Origin of the sequence: Legionella bozemanae (genome assembly GCF_900450575.1) — a bacterium.
Taxonomy (GTDB): Bacteria; Pseudomonadota; Gammaproteobacteria; order Legionellales; family Legionellaceae; genus Legionella; species Legionella bozemanae.
On sequence record NZ_UGGY01000001.1, the window covers coordinates 3303234 to 3321997 of the forward strand.

An 18764-nucleotide genomic window follows, 5' to 3' on the forward strand; every position below is an offset into this window, starting at 1 on the left:
CCACAATCGACCAATTTATGTGTTTGTGAACACTAAATTTTCGCTTTCTTTTAATGCATAACTACTAAACGCTTTTTCAGCAAACCATTGTGCATACACATTGATATCTGGAGTCAAAAACGCTTTAAAATCCCATCCCAACTCATGATGATTAAAAGGTCCTAATTCAATACTTTTTGCTTCTGCAAGCCCTCTTACCATCCATTCAACAATTGCCGAATTTCCTCGACCTACAGGTTGTAAGCGAGCAAGACTGTATGCAAGTTTTCCTGCATTAACTAAAAAATCGTTGATATCCTGTGTAGGCTCCCAATTAAAACACGCTTGAAAATAAGGGTCGATTAATTCAAATTGCACCTGAAAATAACTGGACTTGTCCCGATAATCCTCTGCAAAAGGGGTGAAACGATGATCAATTACAATGGATGTTCTACTGTCGTCCTTACCATAATCGTTAAAAGTAATCGTGAGCACCACATCATCTTCAATAAATGGAAGCTCAGAAGCCGCGTTTTTTTTATGGGCTAATTCGCGTTCTTCGTCAGTCATTTTAATTTTAATTGTGTATTTTGTTCCTTCACCTGATTTATCTGGGTGTCCTTGCACCTCAACGTGTCCCCAGCGTTGATGAATTAAATCGGATAGATGCGCATAGATCAGATTTTTTTGGGTGGGTAAATCTCGAGATAAATTAAAATCATCTGTAGATACAAAACCTGCTTTATTAATTAATCCGAATTGATGCCTCAATGGCCCTTGTTTCAATGCTTTGGCTACCTCACGCCGCTTATCAGCCAACCAAGCATAAGTACAACCGACTTGAGAGCGCAACATATCTGGAGGGCAGTTAATATCTTTACGAACTTCTGGCGGTACTTTTGGAAAAGAGGATGCTCGTTCACCTAGTTCTTGAATCACTGTCTTGCTGAATTCAAGCCATGCATCCTGCTTTTTTGCATCAAAATCTTTTAGACGGTCTTTAGAAGAAGCGGTATTCGTATCTTTAGTATTTGAAAATAAAGTATTACGATGAACTCCTATTGGCTGCTCAATTTTTTTATCGGTCATAATAATCTCAATCTGCTTAATTTATTTTAATTATAGTTGCAGAAAATACACTCCGCGCTTAATGAGCTTCACTGGCTTATTTGAAAATTTGACATCTCACTTCTATATTTATTTTTTTACCCTTCTTTTTCTTTAATGTTAAGAATCGCATTTAGAAGTTCATTGTTTTTGAGGCGCAATAAATAAAAATAAAAATGGAGCTTGCTTATGGATACAAATGAACACACGGAACTTGGTGATGCATTGCGATTTCAAGAATGGGATGTCTTAAGAGGCAATCCATACATTGATATTGAAAAGGGCACCTTGCATTTGCACTTGCAAGGAATTAATGAGATTGGCCTTCCTGAACCCATTGGATTAAAAGTATCCGCTGGAGTTATTATCGCCATGTCTGGTGATTACTTTGGAGGCAAAGAAGTATCATTTAAGTTGCCAAGCATTTGTGAATTTAAAGAAAATCCAAAAGCTTTTGATAATACAGGGAAATGCAACACTTTAGGAAAATATTTAATAAAAAAACCCGTTACCGGGAACGAGGAAGAAAAACTAATTAGCTCTTATCAACGATTAGCAAACACTAACGTAAAACAAAGCGATATTGATACGATTTATACGATTAACAATGCCAATTACATTCCGTTTTCAAGCACATTAAATTTCTATGTGCAACAACTCATGTTTGCGCTTAGAGTAAAAAACTACAGTGACATTTTAAATAGGAATATAGCGCATTTTACTCCATGGTCAGTCCGTGTTTATACTATAGGCCATTGTATCGCATTGAAATATGCACGTATTTATTATGAGTTACAACAATTTCTGGCTCATGCAGATTATCAATCAGAAAATAGTGATTTCAATGCATTACTCCAAATACTCGCACAAATCCCTAAAGGCCTTGATCGTGAAACATTAGAGGATTTAGCCCATCGCTATCAGGCATTGTCTTTGGGAATGGAGTTTTTTTGTTTTCACTATTATACCGATCATTTTGCTGCAGGCCATGTTTCATTTATGGGTGATTTACGTGCCTTACTTCCACAGCGCTTTGGCGTTTGGGGTAGCATTTTAGTCAATAATTTGCATGATGAATTAAATAGGATAATGGTCTATACCAAACGCATTTACGATCCGACACCCGATAAAAGCGAGCCACCAGTTACTGCGGGTGGTGATGGTGATTTTGATGTGGCAAATAATTATTTCAACAAACAAGCCTGTCTTGCAGGAATGACTTCCTCACTGAACGATTTACATCATGTATTTAATGGAAGCAAATTGCCTGAGCAGTCACAATATGGCGGGCTGGAACAAATGCCAGATATTGACTATCAATACCGCCAACCACAGCCATTGCTGTTATTAGGTCAAGACAAGAAAATTTATTATCGTACGGATCTCAATACGATTGACACCTTATCTCCATCCCAATTACAAGCAACATATAATGATCCACTACATCATGGGTATACTGAATTAAGTAATAAATTCGCAGCATTTTCTTTGGTATTCAAACTTCGAGTACTTCCCTTTATTTATAACAGTCAACTCAAAACACTTACTACCGAGCAACTTAAATTATTGGAAGCAGAAGAACTTGAGCTTAACCCAGGAAGAAGACCAATACCCCAACCACCTATTGTGCTTGGGCAAAAACCAATTGCCATACCGGTTTGGCAACAACCTGCAACAAATCATACTGTAACGCAGGCTCTGTTAAAGAACGGCATACTGGCTACTTCTGGGAAAAACCGTTCATTGAAAGAAGAGGTTTTGCAGGTAGAAGATACATTGAGTATGCATACACTCTAAATAAAATGCCTAAAGAGCGATCATCCCTCTGCGCAGGGATGACCGTTTTTTAGATCTCGCTGTAGCCTGTAGGACTTATTTCCCTATTTAAATTTTGTGAGATCGTCTAGCATAAAGTGCAGTACGTCAAACGATTTAAATTAACCTCCGACATCGCAATCTACATAGAATTCGCAGTATCAAGAATAGATCTTTTTTCTAAACCAGGAAGATGCCCTGTAGATGCTGATCTAAAAAATGCGTGGTGTTGACGCGGTGACAACTCATTATCATCTCTAGAAATAGGGATGGGCCGAGCAACTTTTATAGTGTCTGAAACAACAGGATTCTCATGTTTTGCAGTCTCAACAGTTGGTTTGGTTTGTTGTGCTTTTATTTTTTCTAACTCTGCATTTAAGCGAGCTACTTCAAGTTCTGCTTTTTCTGCTTTCAAAAGGGCAGCATTTTTTTCTAATTCCACAGCAGACAATCTCTCTTTCAGGCTCTTGATTTCTAACTGGTCTTCTTCGTGTTGTTTCAGTGAGCCAATCTTAAAATTAATGCCTGCAATTAATTCTTCCAGTTCCTCTGTTTCTTTTTTAACCACATCTTCTTTACATAATTTATCCATTTTCTTTTTATCCAATCCCCTCCAGCGGCTAATCAGATTTTCAATCCCTGGACGTTCAACAAACCAGTAAACACTTAGTGCGGCTAAACCAACAGCAATACCAGCAACAACAATTGGCCACGCCGTTGCAGCCATGCCAGTAACAAATAAACCTGCGATGGCCAAAGCTACAGTTTGTCCCGCAAAAAAACCACCACTAAAAAATAAAATCCCTGCAACCCCTGCTGTGATGTACTTAGCCGCTTGTAAATAAGGATTATTTGAAGCCGAGGTTAGATCGTCTCGAATTTGTTTTAAGTCCTTATATCTTTGCAGTAACATTGTTGCAACCTGAAGATCCTCTTCAAGTTCTTCCTTACTCTTCTTGACAGTTTTGGCAAGACGCATGCGGATGGCTTCTATTTGTTTCACTTCGTCAAGTAAAACATCCAGTAATTTTTTTGTATCTGTGGATTTGATCCCCAGGTTTTTGGAAATTTCAACCAAATCAAAACTATAAAATACAACCATGGAAAGAACTGAAAATAATGTTCCTGCCACAAATAAAGCAATGGTAGGGATAGAGGAAAAAGCACCGAGCATTGCAGTAATACCATCAAACCCTTCGCAACCAAAATAAACAGTTCCGGCAAGAGCTAATAGTGCATATTTAGTTTTTGCAGTCATTCCGCCTTTTTGAGTTTCTTCTTCTACCTGCCCAGGATTTAACGATTTATGGAGATCTTTTAATAAAGAGGCCCGCAATGATGTAATTAAAAAAAATGCTTTGTTGCTGCTTTCAATTTTTGAGGTGGATTCCAGCCAAGCTAATAGAGCTTTTTTATCTATTTTCGTTGAGTTTGTGAATGTCTGATGGAAACTTGGATCTATTGCACATAATTGTGCAATTAATTCTTGGCTTGTTAAATTCAGATCAATTGTCATATCGCTCCCCTAAATTACGGACTTATTTGCTGCTCTGAAGCAAAACAAGGGAATACCTCATATGATACTGATTATTTATTAAACAAATATTAAATTAAAGGGATAAACTGTAAATAAATACCATTGTTTTGTTAAATAAGAGTAAAACTATCTCCATTTGACACATTAAAAGCAAAATGCATGATATTTTTTCGCTGAGAGCAAATTCCGAATCGACTCTTAATGATCCGCAAACAACACCTTCCTTTTTTCAATGTTACAAACCAGAAAGAACGCATATTCATTTCTTCCAATACCGTACTTTCTGTGTCGAGTTGCGTCATTCGTATTGGCCAATCTTTATAAGTTAGGCTATTTTAGTAATTGAAATTTATATAAAAAGAGGGAGTTTTTAATGATAATTTTATTTTCTTATCCAGAGCTTTTTGGTCTTCCAGATAATAACCCTTTTGGCCTGAAAGTAGACACTTTTCTTAGATTAACCCAAATAGAATACCAACATGAACATATCATTAATACCCAGAATGCACCGCGAGGGCAGTTGCCTTATCTAAGTGATGAGGGAAAAATCATTACTGATAGTAATATTATTATTCAATATCTGTCGCAAAAATATGTTGATTTGGACGATGACTTAACAGAAGAACAAAAAAACACTCATTTTTTGACTGTACGAATGTTAGATAATCATATGTATTGGGTTATGTCCTATTCGCGTTGGCAAGACGAACAATTCTGGCCTATGTTCAAAGCGGAGTTCTTAAAACAATTTTCCGAATTATCCGAAGCCACTCTTGAACAGGTAAGAAAATATAATATTGAAAAATATCATTACCAGGGTATTGGCAGATATCCCGCCAAAGACATATATCAATCAGGTATTGATGATTTGCAAGCAATTCTTTTCATTTTAGGAGATAAAGATTATTTATTTGGAGATAAAGTACATGCTCTAGATGCCTGTTGTTATGGTTTTTTAGCCAATATTCTCTATTTTGAGATTGAAACGCCATTGAAGGATTTTATCGTGCAAACTCCACTACGAAATTATACCAATCGCATCAGAAGCTTATTGGGATATTAATCAACAATCTACTTAATTTTTATTCCAAATGGCTTCAAGCGCCTTCAGCTCAATTTCGCTTAAAAGTTCATATTTATTAACCGCCTGAGGGGTATGATGTGGATAATGTTCAAGACATTTTTTAATCAGCTTTAATAAATCCTTCTCATTTATTGGCTTGGTAATAAAATCAATTGCTCCAGCTTTTATCGCTCGAACAGCCATCGGTATATCACCATAAGCTGTAATAATAATTACTTTGAGCAGGCTATTTTGCCCTTTTAATTTTTCGAGTAATTCAAGACCATCTATATCAGGCATTCGAACATCAGTAATCAGACACCCTATATGCTTGGGATTATATTGCTGCAGGAACTCTGTTGCATTCAAGTAAGTTTTCACTTCAAAACTCAGCGAGTCAAAAAGCCATTTTAAAGCACGCAATACGTTCTCATCGTCGTCAACAATATAAATTGTCTTATTCATTGTGAGACTCCAAAAGTTGATTAGGTAATCTAAAAGAACTTACAGTACCCTCCCCAGAAGTATTTCTTTCTATTTTGATGTTCCCACCATGTGCTTCAATAATTTTTTTACAAATACTTAAGCCAATACCCAAGCCGTATTCTTTGGTGCTATAACATGAAGTAAATAGATTATCGAGTACATTTTGCGATACTCCAGGCCCATTATCCACAATACTAACCAATACGTCCGCTTCATAGTTTTTTATCTTGATAAGCAAAATAGGATTCATCGTTTTTGCATCAAACATCGCCTCAAAGGCATTATTAATAAGGTTTAAAAAAACCTGTCGCATTTGATTTCGATCCAAATAAACTTCAGTTAAATCCTCATCAAACTCATACTCAACTGTTCCGGAAAAATGGGAATAAAATTTTGACAAAATGACCGACTGTTTTGCCAGAGAAGTTAAATTAACGCGCTCAAAATGTAATTCTCCATGAGTAACAAAACGCTTCATTCGTTTAATAATAGTACTTATCAATTCAACTTGCTCTAATGCTTTCTGAAGAACGCTTATAAATTCATTTGATCCTTTATCCTCTTGCTGTAAACGCAAAATACTACCTAGCAAGTAGGAATTCAGTGCCAATAATGGTTGCGAGATTTCATGAGATAATGAAGATGCGGCTTCCCCTGAGAAATAACATCTTGATATACGCTCAAGCGTCGTTTGTTGTAACTTAATCAATTCCTGATTATGTTTCTGTTCCGTAATAAAATGCCAGGTACCAATCATTTTAATTGGATTATTCTTTGCATCACGAATGTAACGTCCCCGAGCCGATACCCATTCATAATGACCTTTGGTAGAGAGAATACGAAAATCGGCATAATAATTCTCAAAATGAATTAAAGAATTGATTAAGGCATTGGCAATTTCCTCACGATCATCTGGATGAAGTCGTGTTATAAAATGCTCTATATGCCCTACTTCACTGTGTTCATTTAAAACAGACAAAGATTCAGAATAACCAAAATCAATGATTTCATTGGTACCCAGATCCCACTGCCAAACATTTAATTTACCAACATCTAACAATTCCATTAAGTAATCATGAGAGATTTCATAGGTGAGGTTATTCGAAAATAGATCTTCGGGGCATTTCTTTTTTAAATCCAATGATAACTTGGAGTTTATCATCATGTCCTCTATTCGCTACAGTTGCTGTCAAACAAAAACTGTTCTTTGGCTTTTGAGCATAATACCACAGTATTTTATACTTGCTAACAATATTAAATCACAGGTTAACTTTATGATTTTCATATAAATTTTATTTTGAGACGTATAAAAGACAATGAAGGAAGCCTTATGGGCTAAGTAGCCTGAGAGATCGTCCATTTTCATTTAAATTTCTCTACGTACAGCGCTTTATGCGCGATACGCAGACGAAAAGTTAAGCTTAATCAGCAAGTAGGTAAGGCTTGTATACTGGATCCCATATATTATTAGCGAGCTCATCCTCAAATCCTGATTCATTAACCCCGGCAAGACCTTCTGATATCGCCTGTTTCCCTACAGCTTTTGCAACAGCAAGACTAATTAAGCGAAGGTCTGCAAGCGGGGGTAGAAGGTTGGCTGATTTATTTTCCCGAGCAGGAGAGCATGCTGCAAGAGCAAGTGCAGCAGCCTTGATCATCCCATCAGAAACTCGTTTTGCTTTAGAGGAGATAATACCTAAAGCTAAGCCTGGAAAAATGTATGAATTATTTGTCTGATCGATATGATACTCTTTTCCATTGAATTGTACGGGATCAAAAGGGCTTCCTGTTCCGATTAAAGCTCTGCCTTCCGTCCAATTGAGAAGATCTTTAGGGATTGCTTCACTGTGAGAAGTTGGATTGGAAAGTGGAAAAATAACTGGGCGTTCCGTGTATTTCGCCATAGTGCGGACTACTTCTTCGGTAAATGCCCCTTGTTGTGTAGAAACACCAATCAATGCCGTAGGTTTGACATTACGAACCACATCGAGCAATCCAATTTCCTCGGAATTGGTAACCTGCCATCCCGCCACTTCAGAACGTTTGCGAGCAAAGACGGCCTGATCAGCAGTCAATCCTTTACTCCCTTCTACAAGAAGTCCATATCTGTCTACAGCATAGATACGATCGCCAGCTTCCTGATCACTTAATCCAGCATCTCTAAGCGCACCCCGCATCAATTGAGCAATTCCATAACCCGTACCACCGAAGCCTAGAAAAACAATTTTTTGCTCTTTTAGTGGAATTCCAGTCACATTAATGGCAGAAAGTAGAGTCCCTGTCGCCATAGCAGCAGTTCCCTGTATGTCATCATTAAAGGTGCACAGTTGGTCTCGATAACGCTCCAACAACCGTGCTGCATTCACACCTGCAAAATCTTCCCACTGCAGAAGAACGTTTGGCCAACGACGTTTCACCGCGGATACAAATGTATCCACAAATTCGTCATACTCTGCACCACGAATACGATTATGCCGCCAACCAATATAAAGAGGATCGGCCAATCGCTCCTCATTGTCTGTTCCCACATCCAGCAAAATAGGCAAACAATATTGTGGAGGAATACCGGCCAAAGCAGTATAAAGCGCCATTTTACCTATTGGGATTCCCATTCCACCCGCTCCTTGATCACCAAGACCAAGAATGCGCTCACCGTCACTCACAACAATACACTTAATTAAGTCATAACGTGGATGGGCAAAGATTTGATCAATCAAATTCTTGTTGGGATAACTAAGAAATAGGCCTCGAGGCTTGCGGAATACTTCACTGAATTTTTGGCATCCCTCCCCAACAACAGGAGTATAAACAATGGGCAGCATTTCCTCGATATTATTAATGATCAACGAGTAAAAAAGGGTTTCATTGTTATCCTGGAGATCGCGTAAGAAACTATATTTTTCTAAAGTGGTTGGCAATGCGACCAAGCCATCGTAGCGGCGTTTTTGCTGATCATGCAATGTACTCACCTGGGGTGGTAACAAACCGTGAAGAGAAAAGGCATCTCTTTCGCTATTAGTAAATGCAGTGCCTTTGTTCAATCTGGAATTATTCAGTAGATTATAACCTGTCAATATGGTTTTGATGCTGCCATCTTTGAGATATTGAGTTTCCTGATCTGATTTTTTCATTTTCAAGGTCCTTTTTAATGAATATCGCTTATAAGACATCTCCGTAAACGGCTTAATCTGGCAAAGGAATAAATTCATGTTCATCGCCAGGTATTTTTCCAAACTTCCCTTCTATCCAATCCAATTTGGCCTGCTCAATTCTTTCTTTCGAACTGGCTACAAAATTCCACCAAAGATATCGCCGTTGTTCAAGAGCAGGTCCTCCCAAAATAATCATATGTACATCGGAGATCGCCGTTACTTTGATTTCAGCCCCTGTTTTAAGAATGAGCATTGTTGAGCCATCATATTGAGTCGCATCAATTGTTATCTTACCATGCAGAATATGAATTGCCCGCTCTTCTACTGTTGATGGAATGATCAGATTGGCATGGGCCTTCAGTTTATATTCAACAAAAAGTGCCTCATTTTGCGTGATAACCGATGATTTTAACCCCATCCATTCTCCGGCAATGACTCGCAAACTCATATTTTTATCATCATTGTGCATAGGAATAGCACTTTTATCATAATGGGTAAATGAAGGGTTGGTTTCCTCTTTATTGAGGGGTAATGCTAACCAACATTGGATACCAAAAAAATGCTGTGGATAAAGGCGATCCTGATGCGGTGTACGTTCGGAATGAGCAATCCCTCTGCCGGCAGTCATCAAATTTACTTCACCTGGGACAATAATTTGATGGCTGCCAAGCGTATCCCGATGTACCAGTTTTCCGGAAAATAAATAAGTCATGGTTGATAAACCAATATGAGGGTGCGGGAGCACATCAATGCCTTGACCCATAAGCAGTTCGCTTGGCCCTGCTAGATCCCAAAAAACAAAGGGGCCTACAGTTCTTTTTTCTCTGGATGGTAAAATGCGCTCTACTTGAAACCCGCCAAGATCAACTGATCGTGGAATAAGCGCTATGCTAACTCGCTGGGGACATCCTTGAGTCTCGCATATTGGGTCCTTTGCATTAAAATAACTCATTTTTGGCATTCTCCCTGGATTACTCAAGAACACAATATTGCGCTGGCATATTTGAAATAAGCATAGCTCAAATTCGGAATTAAGGAGAGTACTGCAACATTATAAAAAGAGGACGCCTAGCCAATAAATTCTCCTGGCAACCAGAGCACTATTGTGACGATACTCTAAAGTCAACGTCCATCTTAGACATAAGAGCCTTATAGGGTTGATTAGAAATCGTAATCAAGCCAGATAAAGGATGGCTTAAGATGATAATTGCAGTGAGATAAAATGACAGAAAGATACAGAGCATCACGTGAATACAAATTTCCACAAAAATCCCTTCCAGCAAAAAAATTGAAACAAAAATAATCGTAAAAGTGCCAATTAAGATCATAAGGTACCATGCTGTTGGGATAATGACATGAAGCATATTGATACGTTGGTTTCTTGCCTCAGTTGCTGCATTTAAAGAGGAAATAGCTCGATTATAAAAGGATTGGATATAAGAATCTGAAGGGTGATATTTCAAAAATTCTGAATATAGAGCATTACTTGCATCTTGAGTTATTGATGATGCTTTCCCCTTTTTCATTGAAGGCCATTCATCGTTGAGAATCGATAAAACATAAGCATGAAGCAATTTATCAATATTTTGAAAAATAGAAGATGGAAACCCTCTACTATTCTCCCAAGTGGTATATATTTGGGTTGTCTCTTGTGCGACCAGACCTGTTGCTTCTTTATAATTGGTCCATGAGATAAAGGTCACAAATCCTAGAAAAATACTAAAAAGACCTCCTATGATACTTACAACCAATCGTGTACCGTGCATCTCGGCAGTAATATGCATGGTCTTGCGTTTATAAGAGAAAAGCACCTTAGTAAGAATCAAGAAGAAAGTTATCCAAAATAAGAAAATGAATGGTGGATAAATATGAGCAACAAGAGTACGTAGCACGCAATTCTCCTTTTATAGATGGATTGTAGCAGCGTAAAAACTCATTTTAATTTTTCTTACATGTTTGCTTAAATTTTGCTGCAAGCTCATCGAGCATATTTTGCTTTAACTTGGTTTTACCCGCAGTAACATAAGAAGTGATTAATTGATTAAAACACGACTGCAGCGCCCCCTGATCGGGCATTTCTTTAGTTTCTTCAATAGTTCCTAAATCAACATAACTCAATTTCAACTGCGCATTTGAGTTCACTTCATAATATGCTTTAGCAACACAGCAAATGGCACATGCCGCTAAATCATCATACGCTTTAACTGTAGGGTTTAGATTCTTGGATAATGCAATCAGATCATAGGCAGTAAGATTCTGGCTAAAATTTAAGTGGTTATTGATTTCAGCTACATCGTGCAGGCCGCCATTACAACGGTCACCATCCGCTAGAGTTTCAACCTCTACCGTATCCGTATTTTTTCTTTTCACTCGATGTATGGCAGTAAACTCACCAGTACCTCCGCCGCTATTAATTGTATAAAGCCAATATAGGCTTTCTCCAGCATTAAAAAATTTATAATAGCTATACCCTTCAGTTGAGTCTGGAAACTGAGGATCTTGCCAATTATAACCAATATAGCCTTTTGCGATGAGCTGGGAATTATGTCCTTTGACAACGTATTTCTCTTTTTCCACCCCACATTGTTCCAGATCAATTGTTTTTCCTTCGATATTAAAAAAACATAAGGGATCTATGGGTTTATCATGAAACATTAAATCCGCAGGAGCAGCCGCATTAATTTTTGCTGCAAATAAATAGGAAAACAAAATAAACCAGAATATTCTCATCTGCATTTTAAAATCATTCCTCAATAACTTAAATCGTCGCTCCAGCATGCAATAAAATCCATTATATCGTGAACTCTGGAATTTTACTCAACAGAATAAACCATACCCGTTTGAGCTCCTTCGATACTTTTACTGTAAGCCAAAGCAACTCGATTGACAGGCACCGGTTCAAAACCACGAAAAAAAGGTGCATAGCGACTCATTGCTTCTGATATAACTGTAGGACTTACTGCATTGATACGAAGATGATGCGGTAATTCAATCGCTGCGCTTTTTACAAAAGAATCGATGGCTCCATTGACCATAGACGCAGATGTTCCCGTAAGGATTGGATCATGGCTTAAAACACCGCTTGTTAAAGTAAATGAACCTCCTTTATTGATGTATTTGAGGCCAATTAATACGAGCCTGACTTGCCCCATCAACTTACTATTCAAACCAATAGTATATTGTTCCTCAGTAAAAGCCGTTAATGTTTCAAAATACACTTCACCCGTTACAGCAACAACTGCATCGAACGAACCTATTGATTTATATAGTAATTCAATTGAACGGGCGTCTCTAATGTCAACTTGAAAATCACCATTAGTATGTCCCACTGTAATCACTGTGTGCCGTTGTTTCAACTCTTTACATACTGCGTCACCTATTAATCCAGTTCCACCAACCACAATAATTTTCATTTGTATTTCCTTTTTTAGAGACTTAGTTATCCTATCCAGGGTAAACACATCTAATTTTTGAACATAAAATAGCCTTTTTGTGTCTACTTGCCCTGCTTGATGCACAACATTCAATCGATCCTCCATGAAAACCCGCAACTGGATTCCGCGCATAAAGCGCAGAACGTAGGCATTTGACTTTTATATCATACTATTCGATGCATTTACTCTATAACATATTTTTTACCCACTTGCCGTGCTTTATGCCTGAGAGATAGACAAAAAAATTTGGTTTAAGGCATTGAAATATAGGAATAATGGTATTGAAAGTGCATGACGGATTATGATCCAATAGAGTTCCACAACAATAAAAGATCGACGTCATGCACCTGATGCAATTATTACACAAAACATTAGCAAAAGAATTACCTTTTATTCATAAATCACGCTTACACAATTTAATCATGGCTTCATCGACGTTAATTAAGGTAAATAAATTAACGCTGACATCGCTTGGCCGTCATTTGCCTCATACTAAAGTTAAGACTCGCAGCAATATAAAAAGGATAGACCGCTTATTAGGGAATACGCGATTACAAAAAGAAGCGATTGAATTTTATAGGACAATGAGTCATTATCTACTAGCAGCACAAAGACGCCCCTGGATTCATGTTGATTGGAGCTGTATATGTTCGCAGACTAAACTCTATTTATTGAGAGCCTCCTTGTCGATGCAAGGACGCTCGATTGTGATTTACGAAGAATGTCATCCACAGAAAAAACAAAATAACCATCAAACTCATAAAGAATTTTTAAATAATCTAAAAGCTATTTTACCGAGCTCTGTACAACCTATTATTGTTACCGATGCGGGATTTAGAGCGCCTTGGTTTTCCTATGTTCGAGCGCTTGATTGGGATTTTTTAGGCCGATTACGCCATAAGAATGCGATATATTTAGAGGCTACAGCAACTTGGCAATTAAGTCATATCTATTATGAACAAGCCACAGCCAAACCTAACTACTTGGGGCAGGGCCTTCTTACAGAGAAAGAACAAATCCCTGCTCACTTTATACTCTATAAAGGCCTCTCTAAAGGTCGTCATAGAGTGAATACAAGAAAGGTAGGCGTGATGCAATGAGTAAACGATATGCTAGAGCTCATCGTGAGCCTTGGTTATTGGTCACTTCATTGACCTCAACAAACACCGCTGAATACGCTGTGAATATTTATCGGCAACGCATGCAAATAGAAGAAAATTTTCGTGATACAAAATGTACTCGTTATGGGTTTGGATTGAAAGAAAGTCTTTCTCGTTCTCCTCAAAGAATGAGCATATTACTGCTTATTGCTGCTATCTCTACTTTTGCTTGTTGGCTTGCTGGCATTTTTACCAAGCGTAAAGGATATGCATCTTCCTTTCAGGCTCACTCTTCAAAATTCACCAACATTTTATCCCTGGTCTATTTAGGGCGCGAAGCTCTCAAAAAAGGAATCTCTCTCAAAGTAAAACAGTTTCAAAATTTATTACCTCTACTCTCTGAGCTAAATGCCACAACACAGACCCCCACTACAGTCTTTCTTTGAATTTTGTGGGGATCGTACAGGCTTTATGCACGGCATCCAGTGAATCGTGCATGTAACGCTGGATTTCGCGCATAGCGTGGAATGTAAATATTTTGATTTTATCTAGTGCTATTCAATTTACCTTATCATTCCATCATCTTATATTAATGCCATTTTTCTCATTGGTTCTATTCGAACCCATATATTTGTTCCAGGATGTCATCGATACCTTTTTGGGCTGCATAAATTCCTGAGGCAGTTTTACAATTCATTTGATTCGCATCATGCAATAATCTGTAAGAACGATATAGATTGGTTCTGGCATTAAACCAGTATTCTTTTAAGATAAATCTTCCGCTATGAGCTACTAATTTTGCAGATTCTTGTATTATGGATGAGCAAGAATTGGTTTGATTAACATTTAATTCCCCAATTTTTTGTGACAGTTCATCGCATTGATTCGCAAGATAGGCTTTTTCTTCATCAGGCATACTGTGTGCTGCAAGTGAAAACAAGAAAAAAGAAGCACAAATAAGAAGTTTTTTAAGCATTTAATCATCCCTAATAAATTTGAGTCCAAAATTTTCACACGAAAATTTTACATGGGATTTCTAACTTTTCAATCCTCATTAATTAATTTACAAATCGACTCATAAATTCATTTGATGTACAATTAAAATCCATGATGTTTTATAAGATTAACTTTATGTATTCCCATATATACCCATCAACAGTACAAGCAACGGATAAGGAAGATTTACGCAAAAGGTTAAATGGAGCACATATTGACCCTAAAAGAAGCGATCATCCGCTACTTACCCCAGCTGCTGAGTTAGCATTAAAAGGACAATTTAAGCAAGTAGAATGGTTACGGGAACTTGGTGCAAGCGTTGATTCCATTGCCTATGCTTATGCAATAGCCGGAAAACATGATAAAGTCGATGACTACCGCAGACTGTATAAAGCAAACATTGACATTATTGCTCAAGGCTATGCTGTAGCTGGAAATACCCTGATGGTTGGAGAATATCAGGCGAAATATAAAGCAAGCGTCCATGCAATCGCCCAAGGATACGCTTTTGCAAAAAATGATGACCAGGTTGAACACTATAGAAAAAAATTTAAAGCCAGTGTTCATGCAATTGCGGAAGGCTATGCTTGTGCGGGCAATCATGAGCAAGTGCTGTATTACTGGGAGCACTATAAAGCAAACATTAATGCCATTGCTAAAGGTTATGCTTTAACGGGACAACATACAAAAGTCAAAAACTATCAGACCTCAGCAAGTGTGCGGGCGATTGCCCAAGGCTACGCAATTACAGGGTATCACACTAACGTTGAACAATATCGTAGGAAACATAAAGAATGCATCGATGCAATTGCTCAGGGCTATGCAATCACTGGAAATCACACGAAAGTTGAAGAATATCGGACGCGATATAAAGCAAGCGTTCATGCAATTGCCGAAGGTTATGCGCGAGCGGGAAATGATATAAAAGTTGAAGAATATCGGAGCAAGCATGGTGCAAAGCCACTAATGATTGCCAAGGGCTATGCTCTAGCGGGAAATCATGCAAAAGTTCAAGAATACCGTACGACACATCATATAAGCTTGTTTGCAATTGCCAAGTATTATGCTTTAGCAGGAAATTATAACCAAGTTGAATACTATCAACATCTCGCCGATACACGCCTTGATCAAAACTTCCGTAATCAAATGATCACCGCAATTGTTCAAGGTTATGCTTTAGCTGAGAATTATGAGAAGGTTGAAGAGTATCGGAAGGACTATAAAGCAAACGTTTATGTGATTGCTCAAAGCTATGCTATGGTTGAAAATCATGACCAGGTTAAAAAATATTTTACCGAATATCCAGCAACTGTTCATGTGATAGCCCAAGGCTATGCTTCAGCCGGAAATCATGACAAAGTTGAAGAATACCGAATAAAATTCAAGGCAGATGTTAATGCGATTGTTGAGGGGTACGCTTTAGCAGGCAATCATGAAAAAGTTGAAGAATATCGAACCAAGCATGGAGCAAGCATTAAAGCGATTATCAATGGCTACACTTTAGCTGGCGATAAGGAAAAAATTAGAGAATATGACATTAATAAACTCTTATCAGGCTATCTCAAAGATAGAGAAAAAAAAGTTGATTCTTCGGGAAAAACTAAAGAATATTTCTATACTTTTTTTACCTGTATTCAGAAAAGCTTGACACAAAAACGCAATGCAGTTAAAGCGGTACAACGTGCATTGCAAGGCGAGAAAGTTGTTTTCTCCGAAGAGAATATTGCCACATTGAGAAATGGCAATTTAGGCAAAGAATTAAGGGCATTCGTTAAAACCGGTAAAGCAGATGAACTCTTTAGTCAGAAAGTGCATACAGTAAGAGAGTTTTTGGATGCGCTTCAGAATAATTTTTCTACTCAGCTAAGAACCTAATTGCTTCATGACTAGACTTGATAAGGCACAACTTATCCTAATCGCACCTACTTTTGGGGTATCCGCTCATCCTCATTAACTATGATGCAAAATATAGATTTTTTCCTCGAAACAAATTATTTTAATTATGCTTTTGGTGAAATGAAAACAAAAATATCGTGCAACATCCACTGGCGCTAAAGCTCTGATTACTGATTTGGGAACTCATGCAGTGAAAGCACTATGTGATTAGACTATTCTGGCTTGGGCCAGACAAACCAGCCCCAGATCTAATCCATTCGTTCTCGCTCATCTTGTATTAAAGAGTCATATTGACTGCTTTGTTCTTCCAGGACTACGATGTCGTTGTTGCAAATATATGGCTGCAAGCGATTAAATTTTTCTTCGGGCCACGAATAGATATCCAGATTGATGATGCGTTGAATCACATGTTCTGCAAATCGTTTTTTAACAATTCGAGCTGGGCTACCGGCAACAATACTGTACGGTTCAACTTCTCGTGTTACCACGCTATTGGCAGCGATGATTGCTCCTTCACCAATGGTAATACCTGGCATAATCATCGAACGCATACCAAGCCAAACGCCATCTTTAATGCATGTATCGCCCTTACCTTGATAAGCTTGGACATAATTGTCTGCAAAAGGATACAAACAAAACCAATCAGCTCGATGATTATGATTTCCTCCTAACATAATAATTGCCTCAGCGGCAATACAAACATAATCCCCTATATAAAGCTGATCAATTTCCCATTGCGACTGCCAATTTTTTAAACTGAATTCATCTCCATAGAGGTACCTGACTACTGTTTCTTCGAAACTGCCTGTCCACGCATCACTGTAATAGCTATGTGTCCCTTTTATGTGAATGTTGGGATTCTTTACATTCTCGTGAAGATACTCTACTCGAGACCAATGTTTTTCTACTGTTTTTATCATGATTATCGTTTTTCTTTTAAAAAAATAATTTTAGCTAAAATGAGATAAAAACTAAATTTTTAAAAAGTTATAGATTACCTGCTCGACATTGACTATGCTCAATGTTGAGACAGTGCTATTTACAATCAAAGGAGTGACATATTATGAACCGGTCTTTTTTAAAAAGGATCAGTATTTTTGCTCTTACAATGCTGTTTTCCTTATTAGTTAATGCAGATGCTGCAGGAGACTTTCAAACTCGTTGTACTGAGGGCTGGATGAAACATGCAGATGAAGCAAAAGACAAAGTAGATTTTAAGAATTTTGGTGAAAAATTTTGTGGTTGCGCTGCAAAACAACCATTAGACGATAAAGAAAAAGCAGCTAAGGTATGTATGTCAAGAACTTTGCTTCATGACGCGATGGACTCTATAGAAGATGACATCGGCTTAAGCAAAGTAAAAGACAGTGATGTTGCTGATTATTGTCAGGACCGATGGGATCTTGTTCTCCCCAAACCAACTGACGAAGATAAAAAATTAATTACTGCCTATTGCGAATGCGCTAAACCTAAATTAGTCGAACTGCTCAAAAAATCAAATGATATGACCGATAAACAATATTACGATGAAATTGATAGTGTTGCTGATGCGTGTGCTGATAGCGCCGTCGCATCAAAACCTTCATCACCAAATTAAAAAATTCGCTCCTCTCCTGCTCATAAGAGAGGGGTTTGTTTTCCATGCCCAATTCAAAAATTTCTCAGCCAAGCATTCATACAATCACGTAGGATCGGATATATGAATCGAAACATTTTCCAAGAATAATAAGGGTCTTTTTAGTGAATTAGCCAATTTCCTACCCCAGCATATTTTACAGGGAATGAATCTTTTAATACATGCAATTTTTTCTCTAGTGATATGAATCATACAGATCCGAAACGCAATATGATATTCCAAACCCGCACCAATTTTCATTGCTATAGCATCACAGTTAGGTTCGATAATCTGCGTTGCTAATGCTTCCGTAGCAAGGAGTGATACTTCAGGCGTTAAATTACTATAAAGCTGACTAAATTCCCTATCATAAAAAACCATCTCTTTTTCCAAACAATAAGCATATCTCTCTCGAGTCAGTGTGAATTGACATTTACCGCTGTATCTAAGATAGGTTGCAGTTGCATGTACCTGAACCGAAATTAAAAAAAGACATAAGAAAACACTATGATATGTTTTTTTCACAATACACTCCCTGTTTCAATAGTTCAGCTTCATACTTATTTCGAGTAAATGAATGGGTA

General features: G+C 37.7%; 18 protein-coding genes. 6 read left to right on the forward strand and 12 right to left on the reverse strand.

Translation table 11 applies throughout. The annotated features are described in order from the left end of the window. Nucleotides 1-15: 15 nt before the first annotated feature. The gene (locus DY223_RS14700; RefSeq protein WP_058458462.1) at nucleotides 16-1068 is read right to left on the reverse strand and encodes a hypothetical protein; all 1053 of its coding nucleotides are present in this window, start codon (nucleotides 1066-1068) and stop codon (nucleotides 16-18) included. A 207-nt stretch (nucleotides 1069-1275) separates the two neighbouring features. Between DY223_RS14700 and DY223_RS14705 the strand changes: the two genes are divergently transcribed. Next, complete coding sequence (locus DY223_RS14705; RefSeq protein WP_058458461.1) at nucleotides 1276-2883, forward strand: hypothetical protein; 1608 nt, start codon at nucleotides 1276-1278, stop codon at nucleotides 2881-2883. 160 nt (nucleotides 2884-3043) lie between these two features. Here DY223_RS14705 and DY223_RS14710 read toward each other — a convergent pair whose 3' ends face one another. Continuing rightward, nucleotides 3044-4417 carry an AAA family ATPase gene (locus DY223_RS14710; protein WP_058458460.1) on the reverse strand — a complete coding sequence of 458 codons (1374 nt, stop codon included), beginning with the start codon at nucleotides 4415-4417 and terminating at the stop codon, nucleotides 3044-3046. 394 nt (nucleotides 4418-4811) lie between these two features. Here DY223_RS14710 and DY223_RS14715 point away from each other — a divergent pair, with 394 nt between their 5' ends. Then, nucleotides 4812-5501 carry a glutathione S-transferase family protein gene (locus DY223_RS14715; RefSeq protein ID WP_058458459.1) on the forward strand — a complete coding sequence of 230 codons (690 nt, stop codon included), beginning with the start codon at nucleotides 4812-4814 and terminating at the stop codon, nucleotides 5499-5501. Between the two features lie 12 nt (nucleotides 5502-5513). Here DY223_RS14715 and DY223_RS14720 read toward each other — a convergent pair whose 3' ends face one another. From DY223_RS14720 to DY223_RS14750, 7 genes are all read right to left on the reverse strand, one after another. Further along, nucleotides 5514-5966 carry a response regulator transcription factor gene (locus DY223_RS14720; protein ID WP_058458458.1) on the reverse strand — a complete coding sequence of 151 codons (453 nt, stop codon included), beginning with the start codon at nucleotides 5964-5966 and terminating at the stop codon, nucleotides 5514-5516. Further along, nucleotides 5959-7152, reverse strand: a complete 1194-nt coding sequence (locus tag DY223_RS14725; protein ID WP_259293207.1) for a sensor histidine kinase — start codon at nucleotides 7150-7152, stop codon at nucleotides 5959-5961. Before DY223_RS14725 ends, DY223_RS14720 begins: the two co-directional genes overlap by 8 nt. 256 nt (nucleotides 7153-7408) lie before the next feature. Then, complete coding sequence (locus tag DY223_RS14730) at nucleotides 7409-9118, reverse strand: NAD-dependent malic enzyme (protein WP_058458456.1); 1710 nt, start codon at nucleotides 9116-9118, stop codon at nucleotides 7409-7411. A 52-nt stretch (nucleotides 9119-9170) separates the two neighbouring features. Further along, the gene (locus DY223_RS14735; protein ID WP_058458455.1) at nucleotides 9171-10091 is read right to left on the reverse strand and encodes a pirin family protein; all 921 of its coding nucleotides are present in this window, start codon (nucleotides 10089-10091) and stop codon (nucleotides 9171-9173) included. A 148-nt stretch (nucleotides 10092-10239) separates the two neighbouring features. Then, nucleotides 10240-11031, reverse strand: a complete 792-nt coding sequence (locus DY223_RS14740; RefSeq protein ID WP_058458454.1) for a bestrophin-like domain — start codon at nucleotides 11029-11031, stop codon at nucleotides 10240-10242. Nucleotides 11032-11077: 46 nt separating this feature from the next. After that, complete coding sequence (locus DY223_RS14745; RefSeq protein ID WP_058458488.1) at nucleotides 11078-11875, reverse strand: hypothetical protein; 798 nt, start codon at nucleotides 11873-11875, stop codon at nucleotides 11078-11080. A 77-nt stretch (nucleotides 11876-11952) separates the two neighbouring features. Next, nucleotides 11953-12552: a short chain dehydrogenase gene (locus DY223_RS14750; protein WP_058458487.1), complete on the reverse strand. Its 600-nt coding sequence runs from the start codon at nucleotides 12550-12552 to the stop codon at nucleotides 11953-11955. Between the two features lie 371 nt (nucleotides 12553-12923). Here DY223_RS14750 and DY223_RS14755 point away from each other — a divergent pair, with 371 nt between their 5' ends. Together DY223_RS14755 and DY223_RS14760 are read left to right on the forward strand one after the other, a co-directional pair. Next, nucleotides 12924-13673: an IS4 family transposase gene (locus tag DY223_RS14755; protein WP_160116276.1), complete on the forward strand. Its 750-nt coding sequence runs from the start codon at nucleotides 12924-12926 to the stop codon at nucleotides 13671-13673. After that, nucleotides 13670-14119: a hypothetical protein gene (locus DY223_RS14760; RefSeq protein ID WP_058460248.1), complete on the forward strand. Its 450-nt coding sequence runs from the start codon at nucleotides 13670-13672 to the stop codon at nucleotides 14117-14119. The genes DY223_RS14755 and DY223_RS14760 overlap by 4 nt, the downstream gene beginning before the upstream one ends. 167 nt (nucleotides 14120-14286) lie before the next feature. Here the strand turns inward: DY223_RS14760 and DY223_RS14765 are convergent, their stop codons facing one another. Beyond that, nucleotides 14287-14649 carry a hypothetical protein gene (locus DY223_RS14765; protein WP_058459374.1) on the reverse strand — a complete coding sequence of 121 codons (363 nt, stop codon included), beginning with the start codon at nucleotides 14647-14649 and terminating at the stop codon, nucleotides 14287-14289. A 131-nt stretch (nucleotides 14650-14780) separates the two neighbouring features. Between DY223_RS14765 and DY223_RS14770 the strand changes: the two genes are divergently transcribed. Continuing rightward, complete coding sequence (locus DY223_RS14770; protein ID WP_160116289.1) at nucleotides 14781-16544, forward strand: hypothetical protein; 1764 nt, start codon at nucleotides 14781-14783, stop codon at nucleotides 16542-16544. Between the two features lie 269 nt (nucleotides 16545-16813). On the opposite strand, the gene DY223_RS14775 is transcribed toward DY223_RS14770, so the two are convergent. Continuing rightward, nucleotides 16814-17485, reverse strand: coding sequence for a CatB-related O-acetyltransferase (locus DY223_RS14775; protein ID WP_058459376.1), 672 nt, complete (start codon nucleotides 17483-17485; stop codon nucleotides 16814-16816). Nucleotides 17486-17628: 143 nt separating this feature from the next. On the opposite strand from DY223_RS14775, the gene DY223_RS14780 reads away from it, so the two are divergent. Beyond that, on the forward strand, nucleotides 17629-18162 hold the full coding sequence (locus DY223_RS14780; protein ID WP_058459377.1) for a hypothetical protein: 534 nt from the start codon (nucleotides 17629-17631) through the stop codon (nucleotides 18160-18162). 84 nt (nucleotides 18163-18246) lie between these two features. Here DY223_RS14780 and DY223_RS14785 read toward each other — a convergent pair whose 3' ends face one another. Beyond that, nucleotides 18247-18705 carry a lysozyme inhibitor LprI family protein gene (locus tag DY223_RS14785; protein WP_235810512.1) on the reverse strand — a complete coding sequence of 153 codons (459 nt, stop codon included), beginning with the start codon at nucleotides 18703-18705 and terminating at the stop codon, nucleotides 18247-18249. Between the last annotated feature and the right edge of the window lie 59 nt (nucleotides 18706-18764).

What these genes read in the sequence shown, in the direction of transcription:
- DY223_RS14725 (WP_259293207.1), bottom strand. Translation starts at nt 7,152, where the DNA reads ATGATGATAAACTCCAAGTTATCATTGGATTTAAAAAAGAAATGCCCC.
- DY223_RS14730 (WP_058458456.1), bottom strand. Translation starts at nt 9,118, where the DNA reads ATGAAAAAATCAGATCAGGAAACTCAATATCTCAAAGATGGCAGCATC.
- DY223_RS14760 (WP_058460248.1), top strand. Translation starts at nt 13,670, where the DNA reads ATGAGTAAACGATATGCTAGAGCTCATCGTGAGCCTTGGTTATTGGTC.
- DY223_RS14780 (WP_058459377.1), top strand. Translation starts at nt 17,629, where the DNA reads ATGAACCGGTCTTTTTTAAAAAGGATCAGTATTTTTGCTCTTACAATG.
- DY223_RS14710 (WP_058458460.1), bottom strand. Translation starts at nt 4,417, where the DNA reads ATGACAATTGATCTGAATTTAACAAGCCAAGAATTAATTGCACAATTA.
- DY223_RS14775 (WP_058459376.1), bottom strand. Translation starts at nt 17,485, where the DNA reads ATGATAAAAACAGTAGAAAAACATTGGTCTCGAGTAGAGTATCTTCAC.
- DY223_RS14745 (WP_058458488.1), bottom strand. Translation starts at nt 11,875, where the DNA reads ATGCAGATGAGAATATTCTGGTTTATTTTGTTTTCCTATTTATTTGCA.
- DY223_RS14715 (WP_058458459.1), top strand. Translation starts at nt 4,812, where the DNA reads ATGATAATTTTATTTTCTTATCCAGAGCTTTTTGGTCTTCCAGATAAT.
- DY223_RS14765 (WP_058459374.1), bottom strand. Translation starts at nt 14,649, where the DNA reads ATGCTTAAAAAACTTCTTATTTGTGCTTCTTTTTTCTTGTTTTCACTT.
- DY223_RS14770 (WP_160116289.1), top strand. Translation starts at nt 14,781, where the DNA reads ATGATGTTTTATAAGATTAACTTTATGTATTCCCATATATACCCATCA.
- DY223_RS14720 (WP_058458458.1), bottom strand. Translation starts at nt 5,966, where the DNA reads ATGAATAAGACAATTTATATTGTTGACGACGATGAGAACGTATTGCGT.
- DY223_RS14750 (WP_058458487.1), bottom strand. Translation starts at nt 12,552, where the DNA reads ATGAAAATTATTGTGGTTGGTGGAACTGGATTAATAGGTGACGCAGTA.
- DY223_RS14735 (WP_058458455.1), bottom strand. Translation starts at nt 10,091, where the DNA reads ATGAGTTATTTTAATGCAAAGGACCCAATATGCGAGACTCAAGGATGT.
- DY223_RS14755 (WP_160116276.1), top strand. Translation starts at nt 12,924, where the DNA reads ATGCAATTATTACACAAAACATTAGCAAAAGAATTACCTTTTATTCAT.
- DY223_RS14705 (WP_058458461.1), top strand. Translation starts at nt 1,276, where the DNA reads ATGGATACAAATGAACACACGGAACTTGGTGATGCATTGCGATTTCAA.
- DY223_RS14700 (WP_058458462.1), bottom strand. Translation starts at nt 1,068, where the DNA reads ATGACCGATAAAAAAATTGAGCAGCCAATAGGAGTTCATCGTAATACT.